General features: G+C 40.7%; 26 protein-coding genes and 1 pseudogene. 18 read left to right on the forward strand and 9 right to left on the reverse strand.

Features of this window, described 5'->3' with window-relative positions; genetic code table 11:
• Positions 1–83 precede the first annotated feature (83 nt).
• Complete coding sequence (locus L4C54_RS01205; RefSeq protein ID WP_428806756.1) at positions 84–1,022, reverse strand: precorrin-2 dehydrogenase/sirohydrochlorin ferrochelatase family protein; 939 nt, start codon at positions 1,020–1,022, stop codon at positions 84–86.
• Positions 1,023–1,476: 454 nt separating this feature from the next.
• Between L4C54_RS01205 and L4C54_RS01210 the strand changes: the two genes are divergently transcribed.
• The 6 genes from L4C54_RS01210 to L4C54_RS01235 all read left to right on the forward strand — a co-directional run bounded on the left by L4C54_RS01210 (position 1,477) and on the right by L4C54_RS01235 (position 7,176).
• Complete coding sequence (locus L4C54_RS01210; RefSeq protein WP_428806757.1) at positions 1,477–2,505, forward strand: amino acid ABC transporter substrate-binding protein; 1,029 nt, start codon at positions 1,477–1,479, stop codon at positions 2,503–2,505.
• A 153-nt stretch (positions 2,506–2,658) separates the two neighbouring features.
• Positions 2,659–3,855, forward strand: coding sequence for an amino acid ABC transporter permease (locus tag L4C54_RS01215; protein ID WP_428806758.1), 1,197 nt, complete (start codon positions 2,659–2,661; stop codon positions 3,853–3,855).
• 1 nt (position 3,856) lies between these two features.
• Complete coding sequence (locus L4C54_RS01220) at positions 3,857–4,954, forward strand: amino acid ABC transporter permease (RefSeq protein WP_428801957.1); 1,098 nt, start codon at positions 3,857–3,859, stop codon at positions 4,952–4,954.
• Positions 4,955–4,975: 21 nt separating this feature from the next.
• Entirely contained in the window at positions 4,976–5,734 is a 759-nt protein-coding gene (locus tag L4C54_RS01225) for an amino acid ABC transporter ATP-binding protein (protein WP_428801956.1), read from the forward strand.
• Between the two features lie 240 nt (positions 5,735–5,974).
• A complete protein-coding gene (locus L4C54_RS01230) occupies positions 5,975–6,637 on the forward strand; it encodes a Bax inhibitor-1/YccA family protein (RefSeq protein ID WP_428806759.1) in 663 nt (220 codons plus the stop codon).
• Positions 6,638–6,846: 209 nt separating this feature from the next.
• Complete coding sequence (locus L4C54_RS01235) at positions 6,847–7,176, forward strand: TusE/DsrC/DsvC family sulfur relay protein (RefSeq protein WP_428806760.1); 330 nt, start codon at positions 6,847–6,849, stop codon at positions 7,174–7,176.
• Between the two features lie 21 nt (positions 7,177–7,197).
• On the opposite strand, the gene yccX is transcribed toward L4C54_RS01235, so the two are convergent.
• Positions 7,198–7,470, reverse strand: coding sequence for an acylphosphatase (yccX, locus tag L4C54_RS01240; RefSeq protein ID WP_428806761.1), 273 nt, complete (start codon positions 7,468–7,470; stop codon positions 7,198–7,200).
• 104 nt (positions 7,471–7,574) lie between these two features.
• Here yccX and L4C54_RS01245 point away from each other — a divergent pair, with 104 nt between their 5' ends.
• On the forward strand, positions 7,575–8,978 hold the full coding sequence (locus tag L4C54_RS01245) for a methyl-accepting chemotaxis protein (protein ID WP_428806762.1): 1,404 nt from the start codon (positions 7,575–7,577) through the stop codon (positions 8,976–8,978).
• A 240-nt stretch (positions 8,979–9,218) separates the two neighbouring features.
• Positions 9,219–9,992, forward strand: a complete 774-nt coding sequence (locus L4C54_RS01250) for a siderophore-interacting protein (protein WP_428806763.1) — start codon at positions 9,219–9,221, stop codon at positions 9,990–9,992.
• A gap of 133 nt (positions 9,993–10,125) precedes the next feature.
• Here L4C54_RS01250 and L4C54_RS01255 read toward each other — a convergent pair whose 3' ends face one another.
• Together L4C54_RS01255 and L4C54_RS01260 are read right to left on the reverse strand one after the other, a co-directional pair.
• Positions 10,126–10,590 (reverse strand): GNAT family N-acetyltransferase, encoded by a 465-nt coding sequence (locus L4C54_RS01255; protein WP_428806764.1) that lies wholly within the window; start codon positions 10,588–10,590, stop codon positions 10,126–10,128.
• Positions 10,591–10,792: 202 nt separating this feature from the next.
• Complete coding sequence (locus tag L4C54_RS01260; RefSeq protein WP_428801949.1) at positions 10,793–11,089, reverse strand: c-type cytochrome; 297 nt, start codon at positions 11,087–11,089, stop codon at positions 10,793–10,795.
• A 425-nt stretch (positions 11,090–11,514) separates the two neighbouring features.
• Here L4C54_RS01260 and L4C54_RS01265 point away from each other — a divergent pair, with 425 nt between their 5' ends.
• Entirely contained in the window at positions 11,515–12,444 is a 930-nt protein-coding gene (locus L4C54_RS01265) for a LysR family transcriptional regulator (RefSeq protein ID WP_428806765.1), read from the forward strand.
• A gap of 121 nt (positions 12,445–12,565) precedes the next feature.
• Here L4C54_RS01265 and L4C54_RS01270 read toward each other — a convergent pair whose 3' ends face one another.
• Positions 12,566–13,225, reverse strand: a complete 660-nt coding sequence (locus L4C54_RS01270) for an NAD(P)H-dependent oxidoreductase (protein ID WP_428806766.1) — start codon at positions 13,223–13,225, stop codon at positions 12,566–12,568.
• Between the two features lie 225 nt (positions 13,226–13,450).
• On the opposite strand from L4C54_RS01270, the gene L4C54_RS01275 reads away from it, so the two are divergent.
• From L4C54_RS01275 to L4C54_RS01285, 3 genes are all read left to right on the forward strand, one after another.
• Complete coding sequence (locus L4C54_RS01275) at positions 13,451–13,693, forward strand: HP1242/YdcH family protein (protein ID WP_428806767.1); 243 nt, start codon at positions 13,451–13,453, stop codon at positions 13,691–13,693.
• A 239-nt stretch (positions 13,694–13,932) separates the two neighbouring features.
• Positions 13,933–14,361 (forward strand): VOC family protein, encoded by a 429-nt coding sequence (locus tag L4C54_RS01280; protein ID WP_428806768.1) that lies wholly within the window; start codon positions 13,933–13,935, stop codon positions 14,359–14,361.
• Positions 14,362–14,678: 317 nt separating this feature from the next.
• Positions 14,679–15,578 (forward strand): hypothetical protein, encoded by a 900-nt coding sequence (locus tag L4C54_RS01285; protein ID WP_428806769.1) that lies wholly within the window; start codon positions 14,679–14,681, stop codon positions 15,576–15,578.
• A gap of 93 nt (positions 15,579–15,671) precedes the next feature.
• On the opposite strand, the gene L4C54_RS01290 is transcribed toward L4C54_RS01285, so the two are convergent.
• Entirely contained in the window at positions 15,672–15,929 is a 258-nt protein-coding gene (locus tag L4C54_RS01290) for an HP1242/YdcH family protein (RefSeq protein ID WP_428801943.1), read from the reverse strand.
• A gap of 92 nt (positions 15,930–16,021) precedes the next feature.
• The gene (locus L4C54_RS01295) at positions 16,022–17,314 is read right to left on the reverse strand and encodes an alpha/beta fold hydrolase (RefSeq protein WP_428806770.1); all 1,293 of its coding nucleotides are present in this window, start codon (positions 17,312–17,314) and stop codon (positions 16,022–16,024) included.
• A 330-nt stretch (positions 17,315–17,644) separates the two neighbouring features.
• On the opposite strand from L4C54_RS01295, the pseudogene L4C54_RS01300 reads away from it, so the two are divergent.
• The 5 genes and pseudogenes from L4C54_RS01300 to L4C54_RS01315 form a co-directional block, all read left to right on the forward strand.
• Positions 17,645–18,343: pseudogene (locus tag L4C54_RS01300) on the forward strand (endonuclease); the annotation flags it as partial.
• The gene (locus L4C54_RS24140; protein WP_489686477.1) at positions 18,320–18,589 is read left to right on the forward strand and encodes a sunset domain-containing protein; all 270 of its coding nucleotides are present in this window, start codon (positions 18,320–18,322) and stop codon (positions 18,587–18,589) included. The pseudogene L4C54_RS01300 and the gene L4C54_RS24140, both read left to right, overlap by 24 nt.
• 577 nt (positions 18,590–19,166) lie before the next feature.
• The gene (locus L4C54_RS01305; RefSeq protein WP_428806771.1) at positions 19,167–19,595 is read left to right on the forward strand and encodes an STAS domain-containing protein; all 429 of its coding nucleotides are present in this window, start codon (positions 19,167–19,169) and stop codon (positions 19,593–19,595) included.
• Positions 19,595–20,500, forward strand: coding sequence for an ATP-binding protein (locus L4C54_RS01310; protein WP_428806772.1), 906 nt, complete (start codon positions 19,595–19,597; stop codon positions 20,498–20,500). The genes L4C54_RS01305 and L4C54_RS01310 overlap by 1 nt, the downstream gene beginning before the upstream one ends.
• A 94-nt stretch (positions 20,501–20,594) precedes the next feature.
• Positions 20,595–22,259: a putative bifunctional diguanylate cyclase/phosphodiesterase gene (locus L4C54_RS01315; RefSeq protein WP_428806773.1), complete on the forward strand. Its 1,665-nt coding sequence runs from the start codon at positions 20,595–20,597 to the stop codon at positions 22,257–22,259.
• 63 nt (positions 22,260–22,322) lie between these two features.
• On the opposite strand, the gene L4C54_RS01320 is transcribed toward L4C54_RS01315, so the two are convergent.
• On the reverse strand, positions 22,323–23,480 hold the full coding sequence (locus tag L4C54_RS01320) for a winged helix-turn-helix domain-containing protein (RefSeq protein ID WP_428806774.1): 1,158 nt from the start codon (positions 23,478–23,480) through the stop codon (positions 22,323–22,325).
• Positions 23,481–23,681: 201 nt separating this feature from the next.
• Here L4C54_RS01320 and L4C54_RS01325 point away from each other — a divergent pair, with 201 nt between their 5' ends.
• Positions 23,682–24,455 (forward strand): hypothetical protein, encoded by a 774-nt coding sequence (locus tag L4C54_RS01325; protein WP_428806775.1) that lies wholly within the window; start codon positions 23,682–23,684, stop codon positions 24,453–24,455.
• Positions 24,456–24,526: 71 nt separating this feature from the next.
• Here the strand turns inward: L4C54_RS01325 and L4C54_RS01330 are convergent, their stop codons facing one another.
• Positions 24,527–25,534: a succinylglutamate desuccinylase/aspartoacylase family protein gene (locus L4C54_RS01330; RefSeq protein WP_428806776.1), complete on the reverse strand. Its 1,008-nt coding sequence runs from the start codon at positions 25,532–25,534 to the stop codon at positions 24,527–24,529.
• Positions 25,535–25,569 lie beyond the last annotated feature (35 nt).

The following is a 25,569-nucleotide window of genomic DNA, read 5'->3' on the forward strand; positions in this document are numbered from 1 at the left end:
TTTGTATCTGAAGCTTTTTAGATTTTCAGTAGTCAATGAATAATAAAAGATTCGTACTACTAGCCCAAGACCCTACCTATTGATTACTTAATAGTTCCAGGAAGCAAAAACTCATCATTTTTCATCAACAAAGCGTATTCGTGACTATTTTCTGAAATAAAGACACAAACTCGCATATCTCGCTCTCGAGCAGTTTGTAGTTTGTCGGCCAAATCCATCGGTGATTTAAAACTGATACGATCGGCATCTCGACGAGATAAATCGATAAACGCATGTGGACAATCTACATGATGCAATATTAACTCTGATTGCTGCATATAGCGCATAGCTTTCATTGTAAGCAGCTCAACATCGTCGTTAAAGCAGATCCAATAACAGAAACCAGTCTCATCAATACCCGACTCAAATAACTCTACATAGTATTTTTCAAGTTGTTCTCGACTATTTGCATTACATACCGCCGAAGAGTTTAGAAATTGCTCCCAAAACTTTCTTCTTTGAGACACCGACGTCAGATTTTCTTTAATCGAATTTCTTTTTGATGCTGCGAAATCAGCAATCAAAGATAAATTATGAGGCAGCACTGTCTCCAGTGTCTCACGTATATTACGGACTAATACTGGCGATGCTCCGCCACTTGAAATAGCAATTTGTATGCGTCCGCGGTTTACCATGGAAGGTGTGATGAAATCGCAGTACGGGAGATCATCAACAACATTGACAAGAATCCCATGACTCTTTGCATCTTTATAAACTTGATGATTTAACTCTGGATTATCGGTCGTTGCCCACACCTGAACATATTCTTTTCGAATACAGTCAGATGAATAAAAATGCTGAACCCACTGGCATTTATTTTCAGATACAAGCACTTGTAGGAAATCATCTATTTTAGGTGATGTAATGGTCACCAATGCCCCTGCTCTAAGCAACGCGTCTACTTTTCGACACGCGACTTCACCACCACCAACAACCAATACAGGTTTGTTTTCTAAGTCCATAAAAAGTGGAAAATACTGCATTTCAATCCCTGAACTAGTTATATATCTATTAATTACATCCTAACAGAATTGGGGCAATGATTTCATCCCACAGCCTGTTTGCATTTATTTTTAACCGAATTTACCCACAAGTCCAGCTCGTAATGCCACATAGAAAAGAATACACATATTTTTACACCTTGTTTACATGAAAGTTAATTGCATTCGTTCTGTTGCGTTTTTCAGGTGCACTGTTGCACTATTTACAAGCTAGTAACATTTCGTCATTCTAACAACTGTTCGGTAATGTGATTCTTGTCAAATAACTTTTGCTATTAAATATTTGAGAAAATACAAAACCTTACCTACGCTTAAAAAGAGTTGAAATCCGTAGAACGAAAGTCGCGAAATTTCAACCTAAAAACAATAACAACATTTTTAGCACGTTGTATCAGGTGTCACCTGGTTTAACATGGATCATACAGGAAGGATACAAATGACAAATAAACTAACACTTCTTGCTTCTGTTGTAGCTGCATCGACTGCCCTGATGTCGACTACAGTTTCTGCTGCAGAGAGCACTCTGGATAAAGTTACTAAACAAGGTTTTCTAACTTGTGGTGTCAGTACTGGTCTACCTGGGTTTTCTAACCCAAATTCAAAAGGTGAGTGGGAAGGGATCGATGTAGAGTATTGTCAAGGACTAGCTGCGGCAGTTCTAGGCGATAAAACTAAAGTCAAGTATGTACCGCTAACTGCTAAAGAACGTTTCACTGCTCTTCAATCAGGTGAAATTGATGTTCTTTCGCGAAATACAACATGGACGCTACACCGTGATACAGCTCTAGGTCTAAACTTTGTTGGTGTTAACTACTACGATGGTCAAGGTTTCATGGTTATGAATGACCTTGGCGTAACTAGTGCAAAAGAACTTGATGGCGCATCTGTTTGTGTTCAATCAGGTACAACTACCGAACTTAACCTTGCCGATTACTTCCGTAATCAAGGTATGGCATACAAACCAGTAGTATTTGATACGGCAGCTCAAACCTCTAAAGGGTTCGATGCTGGTCGTTGTGATGTACTAACAACAGACCAATCAGGTCTATATGCTCTTCGTCTAAATCTAAAAGACCCTAGCGCTGCTGTCGTTCTTCCAGAAATCATTTCAAAAGAACCTCTAGGTCCTGTAGTTCGTCAAGATGATGACAAATGGTTCAACGTTGCTAAGTGGACACTTAACGCAATGATTAACGCAGAAGAATACGGTATCTCTTCTAAGAACGCAGATGAAATGCTTAAGTCTAACGATCCAAACGTTAAACGTATCCTTGGTGTTGATGGTCCTAAAGGTAAAGGTTTAGGTATCCGTGACGATTGGGGTTACCAAGTAATCAAACAAGTTGGTAACTACGGTGAAAGCTTCGAACGTACTGTAGGTACAGGTTCACCGCTTAAGATTTCACGCGGAGTTAACGCGCTTTGGAATGCTGGCGGCTTTATGTACGCTCCACCAATCCGTTAATAGCGATAAAATTGGGCGGTCTAGGCCGCCCTTTTGCTATCTGTAGTTAATTAGTAAGTCTATAGTTAAATACTGAATCTACAGTTTAAAGTACAAACTATTATGAAAATAAGTACGTTTTATAATAAAAATGGATTTTGAGGTTATTGTTGTATGAAACCCAATCAAAGTACTGCACCGACTCCTACGGGAAAGAGTGCTAGCCTGCTATACAATCCCACTTTTAGGTCTGTTGTCTTTCAGATCATTGCCGTACTGGCTCTATTCTTTTTCTTTTACTCTATAGTCAATAATGCCTTAACCAACCTTGATGCTCGTGGTATCGCGACAGGTTTTGGTTTCCTAGACCAAGAAGCAGGTTTTGGGATTGGCCTTACACTCATCGAATACGACGAAACATACTCGTATGGACGAACCTTTTTCATCGGGTTACTCAATACGGCATTAGTTTCATTTATGGGGATTATACTTGCCACAGTTATTGGATTTTCAATGGGTATCGCCCGCCTGTCATCCAACTGGTTAGTAAGTCGATTAGCTGCTGTATACATAGAGATTTTCCGTAACATCCCTTTGCTTTTACAAATTTTCTTCTGGTATTTTGCAGTACTACAAGCTTTACCATCACCAAGGCAAAGTATGAGCTTGGGTGAAGCTATTTTCCTTAACGTACGTGGATTATATTTCCCTGCTCCTGTTATGGAGCAAGGCAGTGGCATTGTTATCGCTGCGTTTATAATTGGCGTCATTGCGACTGTTTTCATCAGTATTTGGGCAACAAACAAACAAAAGCTTACAGGGCAACAGACACCTATGGGCCGAATTATTCTGCTCCTTTGTGTCGTAATACCTGTCATCGTCTATTTCCTTATGGGTTCACCGATTAGTGCTCAATACCCTGAACTAAAAGGATTTAACTTTAAAGGTGGTATCAGTATTATCCCTGAGTTAGCCGCTCTTCTATTAGCCCTTTCCATCTATACCGCAGCGTTTATTGCGGAGATTGTTAGATCAGGTATTAATGCGGTAAGTCACGGTCAATCAGAAGCGGCAATGAGCTTAGGGTTACCTCGCTCACGAACGCTTAAACTCGTTGTAATTCCACAAGCACTTAGAATTATCATCCCACCACTAACAAGCCAATATCTAAACTTAACCAAAAACTCATCTTTGGCTATGGCGATTGGTTACCCCGACCTTGTTTCTGTCTTTGCAGGTACTACCCTCAACCAGACAGGGCAAGCGATTGAAATCATTGCAATGACTATGGGTGTTTACCTAACGTTGAGTCTATTAACGTCCGCATTGATGAACGTGTATAACCGTAAAGTGGCGCTGGTGGAGAGATAATATGAGCATACATCAATTTCAACCTGATCTTCCGCCACCTGGTAACACCGTTGGCGTTGTAGGCTGGTTTAGAAAAAATCTATTTAATAGCCCAGTAAATTCAGTTGTAACCGTCATACTTGCCTACTTAGTCGGATCTATGCTTTTAGGTGTACTAGATTGGGCATTTATCAATGCTGATTGGATTGGTACGACACGTGATGACTGTAGCCGTGAAGGTGCATGTTGGGTCTTCATTAGTGTACGCTGGGATCAGTTCATGTTCGGGTTCTACCCGGAAGCTGAACTGTGGCGACCAAAGTTCTTTTACGCAACATTAGCAATTTTCACTGTTCTATTGGCCTATGAGAAAACGCCTAAGCGCATGTGGATATGGTTATTCTTTGTAAACATCTATCCATTTATTATTGCTGGGTTACTTTACGGTGGTGTTTTTGGGCTAGAGGTTGTGTCTACTCACCGTTGGGGCGGATTATTAGTTACTCTAATCATCGCTCTTGTCGGAATCGTAGTTTCTCTCCCTATAGGTGTTGCACTAGCGTTAGGCCGTCGTTCAGATATGCCGATTATACGCAGTATGTGTACTGTTTATATTGAGATATGGCGTGGTGTCCCGCTTATCACGGTGTTATTCATGGCATCTGTAATGCTACCGCTGTTTTTATCTGAAGGGTCTGAAACAGACAAATTGATAAGAGCACTGATTGGTGTAGTTATGTTTAGTGCTGCCTATATGGCGGAAGTGGTCCGAGGCGGTTTACAAGCAATCCCTAAAGGCCAATATGAAGCAGCAGATGCGCTAGGTCTAAGTTATTGGAAAAAGACCGGGCTTATCATATTGCCTCAAGCGCTTAAAATCACAATTCCATCAATCGTAAATACCTTCATTGGTTTATTTAAAGATACCAGTCTAGTTCTAATTATTGGTATGTTTGATGTACTAGGGATAGGACAAGCAGCAAACACCGACCCAGAGTGGTTAGGTTTTTCATCGGAAAGTTATGTATTTGTCGCGTTAGTGTTCTGGGTGTTCTGTTTCAGCATGTCGAGATACTCGATCTGGCTTGAAAACAGATTAAACACTGGTCACAAACGATAATTTAAAGCTCAAGGACGTATTATGACGCAACAACAAGACACTACCCAACCAATGATTCAGATTAACGATATGAACAAGTGGTATGGCGAATTTCACGTATTAAAGAACATTAACCTTACTGTAAACAAAGGCGAAAAAATCGTTGTCTGTGGCCCTTCCGGCTCTGGTAAGTCAACAATGATTCGCTGCATTAACCGCTTAGAGGAGCACCAGAAAGGCGACATTTTTGTATCTGGTAACGAATTAACTGAAGATCTTAAAAACATTGAGGCAGTTCGAAAAGAAGTCGGGATGTGTTTCCAACACTTCAACTTGTTCCCTCACCTAACCGTTTTAGAAAATTGCACGCTTGCTCCTATTTGGGTAAAGAAAATGCCTAAAGAAGAGGCAGAAGCTATTGCAATGAAATACTTAGAACGCGTTAAGATTCCAGATCAAGCGGATAAGTTTCCAGGTCAACTATCTGGTGGACAACAACAACGTGTAGCAATTGCTCGTTCACTCTGTATGAATCCACAAGTCATGCTGTTTGATGAACCAACATCTGCACTCGACCCTGAAATGGTTCGTGAGGTACTGGATGTAATGGTTGAGCTTGCTGAAGAAGGCATGACCATGATTTGTGTGACCCACGAAATGGGCTTTGCAAAAGAAGTGGCAGATCGAGTCATCTTCATGGATGCCGGTGAGATCATCGAAGAGAACAACCCTGTTGATTTCTTTGAAAATCCTCAATCGGATCGAACTCAAAACTTCCTATCTCAAATATTGCACCACTAAAGAAGGCATGTGTGAATTTCTTCATCCAAATTTGCACTCCTTCGATAATTTGCAAATGTAAGTAAAAAGAGGCGATAATAGTCGCCTCTTTTTTTGTTTATATTGTGTTACATCTTTTGAAACACATAACACACTATTTCCATTATTATTTTAGTTAACGTTTGTTACGTCATGGGTTGATTTTTTCTAACAATAGCCCCATAAATATACTTATAAGCTAAATTCTTCACGAGGAAGATTATGAACAGTCCTATGTTTACTCGCACTTCAACACAAGAAAGTGCTCTACAAACCAACAAAGTATTGCGTAACACATACGCCCTACTTTCAATGACTTTACTATGGTCTGCTGTTGTAGCAGGCGTATCAATGGCGATGAACCTACCTCGCCCTGGCCTAATCATTATGCTAGTAGGCTTCTACGGTCTTTTATTCTTAACTGAGAAAAACCGCGATAACAGCATGGGTCTTGTTTTTACATTCCTATTTACGGGTTTCTTAGGCTACACAACCGGTCCAATCCTTAACATGTACATCGGCGCGGGTATGGGCGATGTGATTGTTACGGCTCTAGGCGGTACAGCATTAGCGTTCATGGGCGCATCTGCATACGCTCTAACTACTAAACGCGACCTATCATTCCTAAATGGTATGTTAATGGCTGGCTTTGTTGTTCTATTAGTCGGAATGGTAGCTAACATCTTCCTACAAATGCCTATGCTTCAGCTAGCGATGAGCTCTATGTTTATCCTATTCTCTACTGGTGTTATTTTGTTAACTACACAAAACATCATTCGTGGTGGTGAGACAAACTACATCTCAGCAACGATTAGCCTATACGTATCTATTTACAACATCTTTATCAGCTTGCTAAGCATTCTTGGCATCACTAATAATGACTAAAATCATCCATTGCCCTATCGGTAAATCTTGATGATTTGAAGTAAAACCCAAGACATTGTTCTTGGGTTTTTTTATCCCCTTAGCTTTATTACCGAGAGTCTTTTCTCTCTGAGACGTACAAGTAACTTGAGTTCAACAGCTAAGCTAATGTACCCTAGCGTCGCTTTAACCTTCACTATTAATAACTCACTGCTAAATAAGAACGCCCAATGTTTAAATACAACGACAAAGAAATTCAGACTGACGCTCAAGGCTACCTACTTAACCATGCTGACTGGGAAGAAGGAATGATTGAAGCTCTCGCTCAAGACGAAGGCATCGAACTTACTGATGCTCACATTGAAGTCGTCCACTTTGTTCGTGACTTTTACGTGGAGTTTAATACCTCTCCTGCCGTTCGTATGTTAGTCAAAGCGATGGAAAAAGCACACGGCCCTGAAAAAGGTAACAGTAAGTACCTTTTCAAACTGTTCAAGAAAGGTCCGGCTAAACAAGCAACTAAGCTTGCTGGGCTACCAAAGCCAGCCAAGTGCCTATAAATTTCTAATAGTGGCGTAGCCCTAGGTAATTTGAAAATCAGTACGGGAAGTGGCCGTCGCCTCTTCCTTTAAAATTTGTTCAACCTTTGCCAATCTTGGTCCTTGTTCCAACCAACCTTCCAGTTCTTCCATTTCACTTGTTGTACCGCTCGCTAAAACCTCAACGTCTCCGTTGTTCAAATTTCTCACATATCCGTGCAAATTCAGCTCATTTGCTTTCATCGCTGTAAAGTACCTAAAACCGACGCCCTGTACAGTACCTGATACTGTGAACTTGCAGCATTTTTGAAACATTACCTGTAACCCCACGTTTTTATTAGTGATATATTTAGCATCGTCTATTTGTGCCAATTATCAATAGTGGCAATTTGGTTTGTTTTATTTGGATACTAATTATTATGAAAGAAACAGCTTTTCGATGGATCGATAAATATCTCATCCACTTAAAAATTCAAGAAAAATTCTATTTACTTCTACTTCTTCCCCTTCTTGCGCTCGGCATGCTAACCATCGTTTTGGATAACGCATCAGACACAATGCTGGATCATCTTTATCAAGATGAGCTTCTTCTAATGAAGAACCTCATTGAGGCTGGTGACTTATCAAGACAACAAGTAAGTAGCATTCTCGCTAACTCCGAAAGTATTTCACTAGGCTCAGGTGAAGGATCCGTGTCGGTGTTGAACGGCACGTATTCAATCGTAGCTTCTCATGACATTGATATTTGGCACTCTCTAAGCACCACACAAATAGCTCTAATCTCCACAACACTCTTAGTCATTACACTTGGCGTTTATTACATAATGACCTTCATTGGCGGCGCTATGTTCACCATGAATAAAGCATTAGCAACGCTTGCCGACGGTGACCTCACTCAACGAATGAATTTCTTCCCCGTTAGAGATGAGTTTAGCACCATTGCAATCACCATCGATAAAGTTGCCGATCGCGAACAAAAAATGGTCGTTTCCATTCAAGAGTCCATCGCCCTTATGCAACAAATCAGCTCGGACCTAAATCAATCGACCCAACAAAGCTCCGACATCTCTAACACTCAACAAGAGCATCTAAATTCACTAGCAAGTGCAACGGAAGAGATGGCCTCAACGATTCGTGAAGTAGCAAGTTTGGCTCATGATTCTAGTAACCAAACGGAAGATGCGAAAAGCGTCGCACAGCAAGGACAAGGTAAAGTTTCAAATACACTTAGCTCTATCTCGAACCTATCAAACGAAGTACGTTCGGCGTCTGAAGCTGTCGAAGAGCTTGATTCAAATGCCGCGCAGATTGATGACGTTGTAACGACTATCAATGGCATATCTGAGCAAACTAACTTACTTGCTCTGAACGCTGCGATTGAAGCTGCACGCGCCGGAGAGCAAGGTCGTGGATTTGCTGTAGTAGCTGATGAAGTTAGAGCTCTAGCAGGTCGAACACAACAAGCGACAGTAGAGATTCAATCGATGATTGAAGCATTGCAGCGTAACAGCCAATCTCTCACTAAGTTGATGGATGTAACGGTAAACAACGCCGATGAAGGACAAAACCTAATGTCGGAAGTAAACCAAGAGATTGGTGAGCTGGCCGATAAGAACCAGTCTATCTCGGATGCAAGTATTCAGATTGCTACCGCCGCAGAGCAACAAGGCGTCGTCGCAGACAGTATTGCATCAAGTGTCGAAGAAGTTCGCATTCAAGCCGATAGCGTGTGTCAGTTAATAAGTGCAACGAATGGGAACATAGAACAGCTTAGGCAGCAAAGTAACAATATGGAATCGTTGTTGACCGGTATTAGAGCGTAACGCTTACCTGAAAATTTAGGCTAACTAAACTATAAAGGCGAACCCCGAGCTTTCATTGAAACTCACATTGGTTCGCCTTTCGTTTTTCTAATTCCTATATACATAAACCACAGGGTAATGTGCGAATGTACTTTATTTCATATCAAAAGTTACATTTGTAAATATTATTAAATAGGCTATTCATCATGCCACGCAATTGTTAAGCTGAATGCAAATGAGAATACTTATCGAGATCAATCAATGAAAAAACCTTACCCGACTGAATTGACCGTTATCCACTCAGAAAAAATTTCACCTAATATGAGACGCATAACTCTCCACGACAATGCTTTAGCGCACCTGCCTGACGACTGCGAGGGAAGCTACATCAAATTATTATTCAATTCAGAGGGTCATACGGATTTAAGTAGTATATCTGATGGTGAGCGCCCTATTATGCGAACCTATACCATTCGACGCTACTCCCCTGCTCTGCGTACGATTGAAGTCGACTTTGTCACTCATATTACACAAGACCTTCAGTGCGGCTTTGCTGCACGCTGGGCAATGAACGCCACGGTTGGGCAAACAATCAATGTCGTTGGTCCCGGTAACATTCAAGATATGAATATCGATGTAGATTGGTTCTTCATGGTCGCCGATATGACCGCATTGCCTGCTCTCTCAGCGAAAATTAAAAAACTCCCACGTGATGCAAAGGGCTACGCGGTGATTAAAATAACCGAGAAAGGTGATATTCAACCTTTAAATGCCCCTGACAATTTTCAAGTCGTTTGGATAACTGGAGAGGAATCACTGGCATCTAATGTTAAGGCACTTCCTTGGTTAGAAGGTACAGCGTCTGTTTGGACAGCTTGTGAGTTTGACTCGATGCGCGAATTACGTCAGTACTTCCGTAATGAGAAAGAAGTGGAACGCGAAAATATTTATATCAGTAGTTATTGGAAGCAAGGTATTTCAGAAGATGGTCACAAAGCTATCAAGCGTAAAGATGCCGATGAACAACCAAATTGAAGAACAAACAATTATAGATTAATCTTTACTTTCTTTCAGTTAAGACCTGATGGCAAGGTGACTTTCAATTAAGTACTCTTGCCAATTTTGCTTTGACAGCTGATAGTCAACTTGAACTTTGAACCAGTGTATCTTAGACAACATTCAGGTCATAGGTCAAAAAACGACTGTGTGGATCAAGTTCATAATCTGAAAATGGTTCGCAGTACCGAAAGCCAAATTTTTCATACAGGCTACGTGCTGGCAAGAAGTAATCATCAGAACCCGTCTCTAAACTCATCTGTTTATAACCATGTTCAACAGACGCCTTAATTGCATGACGCAACAATTGAGTCGCAACGCCCTTGTTTCTTGCATGAGCAGGGGTACGCATTGATTTTAATTCAACATGTTCATTATCTAACGCCTTTATCGCAACACACCCCTTTAGCATTCCATCATTCCAAGCACTAAAGAACGTAATATCAGACGATTTTAGGGCCTCAACATCAAGGGCATGAACACTCTCTGGCGGCGATGTCGCATACATATCAGCGAGATGTTCCTCAAGAAGACGAATAACGCTTCCGTCTTCCAAATTATCGATTTTAATATCCATACTCAGCTTAATTCCTTAGTTTTTTTTAATTTTTTGTACATTCAAATGAGTTTATACAGCATGAAAATAACTTCATCTAAACTGTCTAAAACTAACTTTGGGGAGTACTTTTCCAATACAAATACGTCATTCCTGACCGTATGAGGCTTTTCTAGTAGCTAAGGGGGTAACAGCTAACCAAACTGAACAAAAAATGCGTGATTTAAAGAGATTTTACGTACGCAGATATTTTGTCGCTCTCCTCTTTGGGCATATTAGGAAAACTCGGCATCTTTGCTCCTGACACACTAAGCGATGTGATTTTATGCGATATTTGATCTTCTGTTAAAGCGGTTGCCCTATTGGCAGGAATCCCTTTTAGAAAACGACCTTGTCCAGTTTTTTGATGACAGCTAGAACAATGATGTTCAAATAGCTGTTGACCCGTTGTTAACTCAGGATGGTCATGAAGGTCCCTATCACAGCCAGTTATCAGTACGATAAAAGAAATCGAAGTCATCAGCCGCAATGCGTATCTCCTTATTCGTTAACCAAGATGCCTACACAAAGCATCAGTTTCAATTGACGTGATGGACGTTCAGCTTATTAAACAGTTTCTTAATTTATTAAATGACCAAGCTAACAAACGTATTGGCAACACAACCTGTATGTCGATCAGTCATGCCTTAACTCAATCAATATCAGCCTGTTAACATATGATTAATTGAATATACCTCATTGCACCCTAGAAAAGTAACACATATTTCACATATCACACTAGTTACGTAATTTGCACTAGGCAATAATGTAATAGTTAGTCGGCTACCTAACAGTAAAAGTTAAGTGCGTTGAGGGCTCGGAACGAATATGATGAGTATTGTTAATGCTTATCCTCTACTTTAACCAATAAAGAAGCGCTCGTTCCATATAGGTCAAGGAGATTACATGTCGATATCCAATCAGCTGCTACTTTTTTTGGATGTAGTCCAACAAGGTTCATTCACTAAAGCTGCAAGCCTGCATGGCATGGACAACTCTTCACTTTCAAAACAGATAAAGAAACTAGAGCAAAGCTTAGACGTACAGTTACTCAACCGCTCTACTCGCTCGTTTTCTTTAACCTCGGCTGGAGAAGAGATCTTAGAGCAAAGCCAAATGCTGCGAGATACACTCGGTCACATCCAGCTGATCGCGGATTCTTATCAAGCTAAGCCAAAGGGTGTTCTAAGAATCACTTCCCCTATTTACTTTGGTCAAGAGTACCTGCAACCCGTCATCACACAATTTATGACCACCTACCCTGATGTTAAGGTTCTTCATTCATTAGACGATAAAAAAGCTGACATCATTGCTGACCAATTTGATATAGCCTTCCGTCTTGGTAAGCTCACTGAATCAAACTTGATTGCGAAAAAGGTAGCGAATACCCATTTTGTACTGGTTGCTTCCAACAGTTTTATCGAAAAGCATGGTGAGCCTTCTACACCCAGTGACCTCATTCACCTTCCTGCCATTATTTACGGGAACTATGATCTTACTATTGAAGAATTAAGCATAAATGATGCACCAGAGAGTAAGGTCTACACTAATTTCAAAATGAAGGGTAACTACCAAGTAAGCGACGTGAGAACTATGGTCAATGCCGTTATAGACGGTCTAGGGTATGCACTCATTGATTTATCTAACCTCAATAAGCCTCTTGAAGAACTCGGCTTGAAGATACTACTGTCCGAACACCATATTTCGACTCGAGACACCGCTATCTATGCAGTTTACCCCCATAGAAAGCACACAAAACTTGCCCAAGAATTTATCAAAGCGGTCGTAGAGTATATCGGGACCCCTCCTCTCTGGCACAGTTACCTCAATAAGTAAGCGATATATCTACTTTCATTGTGGTAATTGGAACTCGGGTTATTTCTATTCCTCTCTCAACAAAAAGCCTGAATGGTAAACATTCAGGCTTGGATTAACGTCTTGTATTTCTAGTTAGGCATTAAAGCACAGTGATTACATCGTCCATCGCTAAACGGGCTTTTGGTAATCCGTGATTATAGTCTTCACCATCTTTGTGGTAACCCATCGCTAAAGCAAAATCACACGTATAACCTTCTAACTCATCTTTAAATATCTCACCAATGAGTTCCGAATCAACACCTTCCATAGGCGTAGAAGCAATGCCTAAACGAGCTAGAACATGGAGTGTATTACCCAGTGCTATGTAGGTTTGAGCCTTAGTCCAGTTGCCATTAAATCCCGCATCGTCGGTATTTAGCTCTGCAAATGAAAATCCACCATTTAGTTGTGCATCAAACATGTCCGCAGGCAAATGACCAGACGTCACTTCTACATCAATGACTTTCTTGTATTGCTCTTTAGTAAAACGAGGGTTATTAGCAAACAAGATGGTATGTGATGCTTCTATTGCATGCGGTTGGTTAAATTGATGAACGTTAGCAAATGTGTCATGAAAACGCTGTTTCGCTGCGTCGCTCTCGATTACGATGAATTTCCAAGGCTGAGAGTTAATCGAAGAAGCGGATAAGCGGATTGCTTCTTTAATCACTTCCATATCTTCTGATGAGATTTTTTTAGTCGCGTCATATTTTTTTGCAGTATAACGATTGTTGAGATCTTTAATGATTTGGTGTGACATGATGCTTTCCTATTGCGCTTTCTAATTAAGCTTTGCTGTTGGCGCTATATTAGACACATGACTCGAGATGAAAAAGAGCAATAATACCCAATCATTATGGAATTAAAAGTCCATAATAGTTCTTCTAATACTTCCTAAGTAACCAAAGTGAGACCTTTCATCTATTATTAGTTTACTAGGCTAATAATAGCCCCATTCATACGCTACTGAATACAAGGAGTAACTATGTTAGGTGAGAGCCATTCGCTTCTAAAGGACTTCCCAGAATTAAAAGACACCATTTTAGCCCGTTCAAAAAATGATGACGCTTTTAAAGCTGAAATGAACAAATACGATGACTTAGATAAAGAGATCAGAAAACTTGAGCTTAAAGACTCTCCTATCGGTGATGAAGAGATGCATCAACTAAAGCATGACCGTGCGGAACTAAAAGACGACTTGTACCAACAGCTTATTTCAACCAGTTAAACTGCCCCTGACAATTTCACCCTAGAACAGGCTCCCTATAAAAGCTCGTCTTTACGGGCTTTCTTCGTTTTATGCGCTCTGCACCTTTCAAAATCAGCCTTACTCTTTTCATCTTTCTATTCCCGTTAAAAATAAGTAAAGAAAAAGCTTTACCTGAACTTAACTTGAGGTTTTAAGATGACTCTATCGGTACGTATAAGTACGATTTCAAATAACCAATAATTTAAAGGACTAAAACTATGAAAAGTTATGTAGAACACGCGAATATCTCGGTCGTTGAACCTAAAAAAACCATCGCATTCCTAACCGCTGCAATTCCTAGCTGGGAGATTAGAGGTGGAGGTAAATATGAAGACGCAACTGGCAAGCAGATAGAATGGTGCCACGTTGGGGACGATCAATCCTATATAGCTTTAGGTTCGAATGGCAAAGGCGATGCTGAAGATTGGACTGCCCAATTCACTGGGGTTAAGCATATCGGTATTGTAGTACCTAACATCGCCGAACTTGAAGCAAGGCTTACACAAGCTGGCTACGAATTAGACCATAGAGGAGCGGCTCACCCTCACCGCATCAATGCTTACTATATGGAAGACCACAATATCCAGTTTGAGTTTATTGAGTATCTGTCAGAGCTACCTGCAGAGAAGAATGATTACACTGCTTAGACTCCATAAGGGATTTTTCGACGTTCTCCTTAATCTAATAAGATAAATCGTCGACTATATAAGTAAGGTGAAAAACAGACCGTCTGCAATTCTGTTCTCTAGATACTACGCCACTGTTGGAAAGCAGCGGTGTTTTTCTGTTTGGGCTATTCGTTTGTTCGTGAAAATTGCAAAACACTAACCCCATCAATAACGAATTGGTGATGAACATTCAGTCGAATCTCTTTAGACTGATCATTAAAACTTGAAGGCTTCAGCTCTAAAAAACTGTGGCGTTTGCACAAAAAGCAAAGCATATCAAACTAGACAGGCACATTATGGAAAATAGTACCATTGAGGCAAGCCACAACAAACCAGCGACTAGTGGCTCAGTTTCTCATCATTCACCAGCTTTAAGTAAATGGATAAAAAGTGTCATCGTAGTATTGCTTTGTACCATTGGTACTTTTAAGTTTCTAGATAACTATACTCACGAGAAAGTTAACCAATCCATCATTCACGGCACTGTAGCTTATGCTTCGGTTAAGACATTAAGCACCGGAATTTCCGCTGCAAAAGGCGTTGAGTTTTCCGTTGGCTTAGTCACGACAAGATTGGGAGAGCTATTAGAGCCCGTCAATGAAACTCTCGTTTATACCAGTCACATAATAATGACGGCCCTAGCCTCACTTGGCTTACAAAAAATGCTTCTTGTCATATTCTCTTCGTCGCTGGGTAATAGCATATTAATAACGTTCGGCTGCCTTTACCTGATCTCTTTTTGGTTCAGCCGTTTCTCTCGCTATGAATCCAGAGCAAAGTCACTGTTTATATTTATCGTTTTTGTCAGGTTTTCCTTAGCCTTGTCATTGGGCGCTAATGCACTTATTGATCAAGCGTTTATAGACCCACAAATTAATGAATCGGTTCAGAGATCGAATGAGTTAACCAGCAGTATTGAAACTATCTCTTTGGAAGATGGTTCTAGCAATGGGGATAAGGACTCTACAGAGAAAGAAGGTTTTTGGAGTAAAACAAAAGGGGCATTCGAAGGGTTGTCTCAGTCTCTCGTTAACAAACAAGACCAGATTTTAAACTTACCCGAACTATTCAATAATTACATCATGGATTTCATGAACTTAATCGCGCTTTTTTTATTAAAATCAATCATCTTACCGATTTCATTTCTATTGATTTTAAAGTCTGCATTCCACAAGGTCATTCTTTCATTCACCTAGGTAAGTGGCTAGTGCAAATATATTAAGTGCCTCAAACTCAATGTTAGAGGCACTCACACTAATAGTTTACCGCTCATATAGCCCGAGAAGTTTCTAACTATTTACTAGCTCATGATGCTTAGTTAATTGCACATATAGCGTGTCTTTGAGTTCCATACGCTGAAGTTTGAGATCATGCATACTTTCATCATTAATCGGACTGCCTGATATCTCGAGTTGTCGGATATCGTAGTCGAGCTCATGATACTTCTGAAGCTTCGCTTTGAATGTTGGATCGTCGTGGTTTAACTGGACAATGTCTAATTTAAGTTCAGGAAAATCTAGAATAAAAGCATGGTTTTCATTTAGCATCGGCATTTCCTTTTTTAGTGGATTGCCCTCAGTATAGGAGCAATCCACTATAAGAAATGCGCTTTAAAACACAAAGCGGTAAAGTCGGTAAACTACTTTGGTAAGTTGTCTAGCGCATCTGCCATTGTCATTAAGCGATCGAGTATTTTCTCGCCATCAACACCAATTCCGTTATGCTCATATTCATTGGTAATCCATGCCTTAGACATCGGAATATTCGCTAGCGTTTCTCGTGTGTAATCAAGCTCTACATACATATCATCGGCATAAGCAGCACATGCCAATGGCACACTGTTTTGGCTTAACACTTCAGCATTGTATACATCTACCCAATCTTGTTTCTCAGCTAAAACATTTGCCGCTTCACGCAACGATTTTAATGTTTCAAGTTGGTCAAACATCCATGGGTAAACCATCTCGCCAGTAAACCAAAATTCACTTCCCGCTTGGTAATTAAATTGGGGATACTGCTCGCGCACTCGATGTGCTGACCAGTTTGATGCAAAGCCTTGGCAGTAAATAGGCTCGTGTAAAATGGCGTAAATAGGATTAGTAAGGTAACCCTGCTCTTGCTGCATTTGATTCAAGAAGCTGTAGCTTAATTGCTTGCGTCCACCAACCTCGATGAAGGCACTTTCTAACATGTAATACAGTGGCATGTTTGCCCCGCCACGCCCCAAGTTTATACCGATTAACTGAAACTGTTCGACAGTAAACAACTGTCCATTAGGCAAAGTAACGTCGTTATCTAATAGGTACTGGGCAATGTCGCTACACATATCTTGAGCTTGAGGAAATTGTGCAAAGAAGGCGTTGTTCTTATCGATAACACGTTTATAAGTGGCTTGATATACATCATCAGCATGACGAGAAATTGAAGGGATTCCGCCTGTAACGTAGCAACGCAGTAAACTTTGAGGGAATAACGATAAGTAAGACAATGTACAAAACCCACCAAAGCTCTGGCCCAGCGTTGCCCACTTTTCAATACCGAACTGTTCACGAATCGCTTCTGCGTCACGTACAATATTGTCCCCTCGAAAATGAGCTAGATATTCGGCTTGCTGCTTTGGCGTCAGATGTGCCAACGACTCTTGGTTGATCACAGAGCTATTACCCGTTCCACGCTGATCTAACAAAAGAACTCGGTAATCTTGAAGAGCTCGCTTTAGCCAACCAGAGTCTCCACTTGCTCTCGGAGACGGAAACCCAGGCCCACCCTGGAAATACACTAACCAAGGCAGTTCCAAATTGTCTTTCGCTAGGTCAACAACCTCACGGGCAAAAACTTGAATTTGTTCACCATCATCATCTTGATAGTTAAGTGGCAGTTGGAAGTTGTGCTGACGATACAACGTAGATCCATCAATAAAGCTCTTTTGCACGTGTTTATCCTTATTTTTATATTATTAAACTATTGCGTTGTTAAACTATTACGTTAATAAGCTCATACCTTGTTAAACAAAGTGCGTGAAGGACGAGTGCCTTCTCAGTCCAAGAAATACTACCATTGTTTTTCACTACAAACTGCATGATTGTCCTACCGTTCTTTGGTTAAAACCTACATCTTTAATTTCACCAATCATTGAGTCGTTATCCATAACTACACCTTGTAGTTTTGTTGTTCGTAATTTCACGCAAAACAGTGCTTATCGTTAACTTACACAATATAATCAATAAACTACTCATCTATCACTATAGCGACGAATTCTTTTATGCCCTATCGCATTACATCAGTCTTAATCCGTATTATTCTGTTTCTCTCTCTCATTACCACAGCCCATGTTTTTGCTTCGCCTAATAACTTTAATCAAGCAAAAGTCATGGCTAAGAATGATGTCTATTTTGATAGAACACAGTTTGGCACCTTTTACTGTGGCTGCTCATTTACCTTCAAAGGCAGAAGTGGCGGGGTTGTTGATCTCGACTCTTGCAGTTACGAAGTTAGAAAGAATGAAACGCGAGCTCAACGTATTGAATGGGAACATATTGTCCCTGCTTCAAACTTTGGGCGAGCTCGTCAATGCTGGCAGGAAGGTGGACGCAAAAACTGCACTAAAAACGATCCTGTATTTTCACAAATGGAAGCAGATCTATTTAACCTAACGCCTTCCGTTGGTGAGGTAAATGGAGATCGTTCAAATTACAACTTTGGCATGGTCCAGGGGAAGAAACAGCACGGTCAATGCGACATTAAAGTCGACTTTAAAAATAGAACGGTAGAACCTAGAGATGAAGTAAAAGGCTTCATTGCTCGAACCTATTTCTACATGCACGACCGTTATCAATTTCCAATTTCAAAGCAACAAGAAAGATTACTAATGAGTTGGGATAGCCAATTCCCCGTCTCAACGTGGGAATTAGAACGCAATAACCGAATTGCTAAAGTAATGGGGCACGACAACGCTTTTGTGACGCGAGATAAATACTGGAGAGAAGGCTTTAAAGCCAATAGCGCTAATTTACCCAGTTTGAACGATTCCAGTAGCACTCCAGAGGCAAGCTCGGGGGTAATACATGGAAATAAGCGCAGTAAGGTTTACCACCTTCCTACGGGTTGCCCGAGTTACAACAGTATGAGCGATAAAAACAAAGTCCTTTTTTCTACAGAACAAGAAGCTCAGAACAAAGGCTTTCGAAAAGCAGGAAACTGCCGTTAGACACGCTGAACGTCACTAAGTTTAAACCGAAAATACGTCTTCAAAATTCAATCAAAGCCCGTGAACTACGGGCTTTACTTTTTTGTATAAACAACTGCGTTACTTACATTCCAACTCAAGTAACTTAAATAGTTAACTAATAGCATTACTATCATATATTTATAAAATCCCTTTTATTTCAATACAATACTGCCACTCACTTAGATTTAACGAACATCAATACAAATCAATGTTTGCTTTAACTGGGTTTGGTGCATATTGTTTCACATAGAGAGAACTCAACTTGAGGTACTCTAACTAAGTGGGCGACACCGTTATGAATGCTTCGATATTCAAACGTACAACTCCAAAAGGCTTATCATTCGATCCTAGAGTAATCGAATTACTCGAAACAGCTTCCGTTTGTAATAAAATACACACCTTCGCCTCAATAGATCTCGCCTATTCCTGACGAATCATTTCATTATTTGACGCCTATCAAGAGGCGTCACGTTTATCGATCCGACGATAATTCGTGGTTCTACAGTCATCGTCGATTTCATTCTTTACGCAACAAACATTATGGACAACAAATCACATGGATTTTGACAAAGTAGCAGTCAGTAAAAAACAGATCAGCGGTGAAATACCGATGGTAGCGACAGAGGTCATTGATGGTTGCCTCTATTCTGGGCTTTTTGGCTCCCTTGATTCCGCAAGAATGACGGCCATCATTGATAAATTGATGTCTACCTGTGAGAGTCGTGGTGTTCAATCAGTCATCATCGACTTGGGTAATGTCGATGCGATTGATTCGGCCATCGCAGGGCAACTGATTCATCTATCACGAATATTAAAGCTCGTGGGTGTTGATACCATCTTTTGCGGTATCAATACGATGCTGGCAAAAACAATGGTCACCACCGGTGTTTCTATTGGTGATGTTAATGTCGTTCGAGACCTAAAATCTGCGCTTGCTCTGTATTTTGAAAAATCAGGGTTAGAACTGGTTAAAGTATGCAAGTAATGTCGCCTCCCAATCAGGCGGTATATCATGGTGATATTCTGGGTGAAGATGATGTTTATCATATCGCTTCTATCAGTAAATCAATCTCAACCCAGATAGGATTCTCTTCTTTTGACAGCGGGCTAATGTCGATCGCTGTGTCAGAAGTTGCCATGAATGTCATTCGCCATGCAAAGTGCGGTGTTGTGAGTATCAAATTAACGGGCAACAAAAAAGGCGTTGAAGTAACAATAGAAGACAAAGGCCCTGGCATTGAAAATATAAAAGAAGCGATGAGCGACGGCTTCAGCAGCTATGGAAGCATGGGAATGGGTCTTGGAGCATCGCAGCGCTCCGTTGATGAACTGAAATTCAATAAACATGACTCAACAGGCACCTCGATCACACTCAAAAAGTATTTACCCGTTCCTGAGGATTATATCGATATTTCCGTTATCTCCTCTATCTCTTCGCCCTATTTGGCTAATGGTGATAAACACCATGTGTTTAAATACAACGGCGACAAAGTACTCCTAGCATTTTTTGAATATCGATTTAATGATCTAGGCGAAGACCCGATACAAGTTCGTGAACGAAACAGCCTGATTAAATCTAATCTTCACCTTCCACTCGATAGGCTCATGGACTTAACGATAGAGTTCTTTTCGAATGCAACGAACTTACATGACATAAAAATATCTCTGTTCAGACTCACACCCAATACGATTGAATATTCCACTCTCGGATTAATCGATATTTTTGATTACCCTAATCAAGAGTTCAATACTTTAAAGTCTTCTCACTTAAACGAAGACACTGTATTCAACAACAGAAATACTACGACGATTAAGCGACCAAAGTCCTTTTGCTTCGTCATACAATCGCAAAAAATCACCCATAAAGGTCTGTCTTCGCTAACTCAGTAGGCTTATTCATCCCAATCTATCGCAATGACACTTTTTGATGATTACCCATGTAATCAACAGCCGTTAAGTGTGATAGTAATCCAAGGATAGAATCATGACCGAATCCGTTCAGCAGACAATAGCACTTAGGCAATACCTTACCGGAATTATTGGTAATGCACCATTTGGCGTTTTAACCATTTCTAACGAGATGGAGGTAAGTATCATCAATGCTGATGCTATTCGACTATTAGGTTTACCATCATCAAAAATCACAGAAATGGTCGATATCCCCTACTCTGAAGCGTTTATTAACATTCCAGAATTAAAAGAGTGCTTTGAAGAATCAATCATCAAGAAAAAGCGTAGAACCCTCGATATATCAAAGGTTAAAGCGAACGCCTTCACCCTCAATATCAAATGCAGAGCCATGCTACACGGTACACTCGTCATCATCTCAAACGTAACTGAACAAACGCTTCTTGAAGAACAGCTTATTCACCAAGCAACTCACGACGGCCTAACCAAACTAGTCAATCGACAACAGTTTGAGGAAAGACTCGACCGCTTTATCGAGAAGTCTAAAAAACATAATTTATCTGGCGTTGTTATTTTTGTTGATGTCGACCGCTTTAAACCCATTAACGACTCTGCTGGCCACGCCGCTGGTGATGAATTACTCAAACGCATCACCTCTATCATGAAAGAGCACATTCGAGAGAGAGATACACTAGCGCGATTAGGGGGTGATGAATTTGCCATCCTTTTAGAAATTTGTTCGCTTGATAAAGCCGTTCAAATTGCTGAAAACTTGAGAAAAGAGATCGAATCCTACGTTTTTATGTATGGCGAAAAGACATTCAAGATTGGTATTTCTGCGGGCGTCTCTTTAGTCAACCTACAGTGTGATACCGTTAGTTCGGTGATCAATGCTGCTGATAACGCCTGCCAAATTGCAAAAAACAGTGGCAGAAATAGAGTCCATGTTGTTGATTTTAATAAAGCTGAACTCGATGAGCATATCCGCGAGGTTGAATGGCTAGCGAAACTAAATGATGCCCTAGCCTCCAACAGTTTCGTTCTCTACGCTCAGAAAATACGTCCATTAAATGATAAAATTGAGCAAGACCATGTTGAGATTTTAATTAGGCTTCGTACGGATCAAGGTGAGATTATCTCACCTGGTGTGTTTATCCCTCCTGCAGAACGATACGATCTGATGCCTAGCATTGATCGATGGGTTCTTAAAGAAGCCTTCAGTCAAATGCTTCCGCATCGAAACTATTCAATCAACCTTTCAGGGCAAACCCTTTCAGATAGTAGTCTCATCTACTATATCGACACGTTATTAACCCATTACCCAGTAGACCCTGAGCAAGTTTGTTTTGAGATTACAGAAACAGCAGCAATTCAAGATATAAATAGGTCTGTTAAGCTCATCAATGAACTAAAAACAAAGGGGTTTCGATTTTCTCTAGATGACTTTGGTTCTGGCCTTTCTTCGTTCCTTTACCTTAAAAAGCTGCCTGTTAATTACTTAAAAATAGACGGTGATTTTGTAAAGGATATCGCTACCGATCCTGTTTCGTATGCCATGGTGAAATCAATCAATGAAGTGGGACACACCATGGGATTAAAAACAATCGCTGAATTTGTTGAAAATGAAGAGATATTGACGAAGTTAGCCCAGATTGGCATCGATTATGTTCAAGGTTACCATATCCATAAACCACAACCACTCGAAGAGATCTACAGCCCTGCGTATCTAGCTGTGATCTAAGAAAAGACGTCCATTATGTAGAGGTGAAGCGTTACTCTACAGCGAATCAACTTCAAATCAGTGTTATGACTGACGTATCGTTATCTTTTCTATGTTGAACTGCTCGCATTGATTAAATTTCGAAAATGCATTTAGCTCTTCTTCCAGCGCAGATAGAAACATCTCTTGATTTCTCACTGATGGCTCAACGGCCAAGTGTATGACATTGAGTGTTGACGTTTTTTTATCTACCTTGCAATCCGCCCTTGCAACTAACTCGCCTCCCCAAAGAATAGGTAGGCAAAAATAACCAAATATCCGCTTCTGCTCTGGGACATAACATTCAATGAGATAATCAAAGTCAAAAATCGAGCTAGCGCGTTTACGTTGAATCAGTAAGTTATCAAACGGAGAGAGTATCTTAGCCTTCGTCTTACTTAAGCGTTTATTCAGCAGAGAAAATACATCACAACAAGCAAAGTACTCATTCCCACATATCACGACCTTCTCAATCTCCCCGCTTTCACACAATTCATTGATCGTTTGGCTGACCTGAGTCTTGAGTCCTTTCAGTAAGTAGGTGATCTCGGACAGTTTGCCAAAACCATGCGCCCTTAAATAACGCAGAACCAAAAACTTACCGTGTTCCTGCTCTGATGGAAAAGAAACGTCCAACCCATTGGGTAGAACTCTTTCGGTCAGGTCATAAACTTTGTGGAAGTTTTTACGCTCAGGAATCATCAGATCGCCCTGCATATACAGCGTTTCTAATGCTCGCTTGGTTGGCTTACTACCCCAACCATTGGTTTTCGTGCTCTTTGAATCAAAATCCTTTGCCATTAATGGCCCATCATCTTTGATTCGCTTAAGAACCTCCGTCATCAGTTGGTGATCTTTGGTATACCAATGACTCTGTTCATTTGAACGAATGGCTTCTTTGCGTGGCAAACTGAATCGGTAATCACTCATTGGCAGATAAGCGGCGGCGTGTGACCAATACTCAAACACCTTCTTATCTGCCACCAACTGATCGAGATGTTCCGGTTGATAACTTGGATTTCGGTTCCAAAGTGTATGGTGATGTGCCCTTTGAACAACGGAAATCGTATCAATCTGCACGTAACCTAATCGTTCAAATACCCCAAGACTTTTAGAGTATCCATTGCCCGATACAGATTTAGCCGGCAAGCCTTGCGAAAGAAGCGCTAGTTTTCTTGCTTGAGTAATCGAAAGTGAGGTCATGTTCATCCATCTAGATAAGAAGCTCAAAATGCCAATTCGGTGACATCATACGACATTATCACAACCTATATATTGTTCATAATATCATCATCAAGCACAAAACGATGAACCGTTAAAGGCAGTTGACTTATATGCATTTTTTTACTTTATCCACTGGAGCCCCTATGCTCATGACAGGTCGTAAGAAACGGAAGGTATGAAATGAATTTTCCACCCGCTCTCAAACATGGTCTCATTGAGCCCGTAATCGACAATGTTTATTGGGTTCGAGGTAGTGTTCATCTAAAGGCACCACATCCTAGATTTGGCCCTATGACACTGAAATTTAGTCGAAATATGGTCATCATCAAGCAAGATAATGAGCTGACCTTAGTTAATTCAGTACGATTAAATGACCAAGCACTCTCTGAATTAGATAGGTTAGGCAAAGTGAAGCATGTGGTAAGACTTGCTGCCTTTCACGGCATGGATGACCCATTTTATAAAAACCGATACAACGCAACAATGTGGTCTGTAAACGCGCCTTATTTTCATGGTGTTGACCCTAGCAAAACAGACGCTCACTATTTTACGGCCGACAAAATCCTTTCACCAAAGAGTCTTCCTCCTATTCCTGATTTGAAATACTTCGAGATCAGTTCAGGGTTGCTCAATGAAGGACTTTTACACCTAAATCGTGAAGACGGAGTTGCCATCTCTGGCGACAGTCTACAAAACTGGCATCAAGCTGATAAGAACTTTAACCTGACCGCTAAATTTATGATGAAGAAGATGGGATTCATAAAAAGAGCGGCAATCGGCCCGGGGTGGCTACAAGCAAATAAACCCGATCTTTCAGATTTATATGAGTTTTTAGATTGGCAATTTGAACGCATAGTCCCTGCACATGGTGAACCCATTCACTCCGGTGCGAGCAACGCCTATAGAGAGACAGTAGAAAAACTATTGGCTAAGCATAGATTGGATAATTCTTAATCCTTTATGAAGGCCGAGTATGGCTCGGCCTTCATAGCAATATATACACCTAGGAATTCACAATTAAGACATCACAGCTTGGATATTAGCCTAACTATCAATGCGCCAGGTTCACGCATAGAGTCAATGTTGTGGCTCAGCACGGTTCCGTTATTTGGCGCAACGTAACGCTCTGTTTCTTCACCAAAAGCATTGTAACTAATAGCAAGTAACTCACCTTCCACAACGGATTGCAGTAATCCTACTTGCGGTAATACAAAGCCGCCTTCGTTTGCTCGAATGGAAACAATATTATTACCTTCAAAAGCCGATCTATATTCGGGCTTTACTTCGCCTTCAATAACCGACTGATGACGTAAGATCTCTTCAATGCCTTCTACCGTGCGATCAATCAAAGGTTGTTGAATAACTTTCGCAGTCCCTACTTCAATAGTAATGCTAGGAATATTGGCTTGATTCCAAACAGTCTCAAGTACACCTGTATCCCCAGGGTCATTTAGAATCACATCAGGTTGAGCTTGGCGCGCCATGTTTAAAGACGCTTCAATTCTAAAATCGGCGAAGATGTATAGAGGATACGTTGCACCCGAGGTTTGAGTATGAAGATCAATGGCAAAATCTGCATTTGATTTCAATAAGTTCTGCCACAATGAATCTACATAACGATTCGCTGCATCACCTTGTGGGTTACCCGGGAAAAAGCGATTGAGGTTACACGGTGATGCGTCAGGGTCAGAAGAGGAATAGTCACGGCTATGATTTAGCATTCCTGATAAATTGATTGTCGGAACAATAGTGACTGTACCTGAAACAATCTTGCCTTTTAATTGACGCCCAAGTTGTTGAGCCGCTAACACGCCGTTAAGTTCATCACCATGTACACCAGCGGTTACCATTACTCGTGGCCCTTCCTGTTCACCTTTCAATACGATAACAGGAAGATATTGATACTGGCCAATCGCCGTACTTGCTACTTTAAACCAAAATTGATGTTCACCAGCGGCCAAGCTCGCCACATCTAGTGATGAAATAATTGAACGACCTTGAATAACATCGCCCTTAAAACTTGAATTAGACAAACCAAACTCCCAATTAAAAAAGGCGAGTCACCTCG

The sequence above is a fragment of the Vibrio lamellibrachiae genome, from assembly GCF_050337265.1.
In the GTDB taxonomy this organism is placed as follows: domain Bacteria; phylum Pseudomonadota; class Gammaproteobacteria; order Enterobacterales; family Vibrionaceae; genus Vibrio; species Vibrio kyushuensis.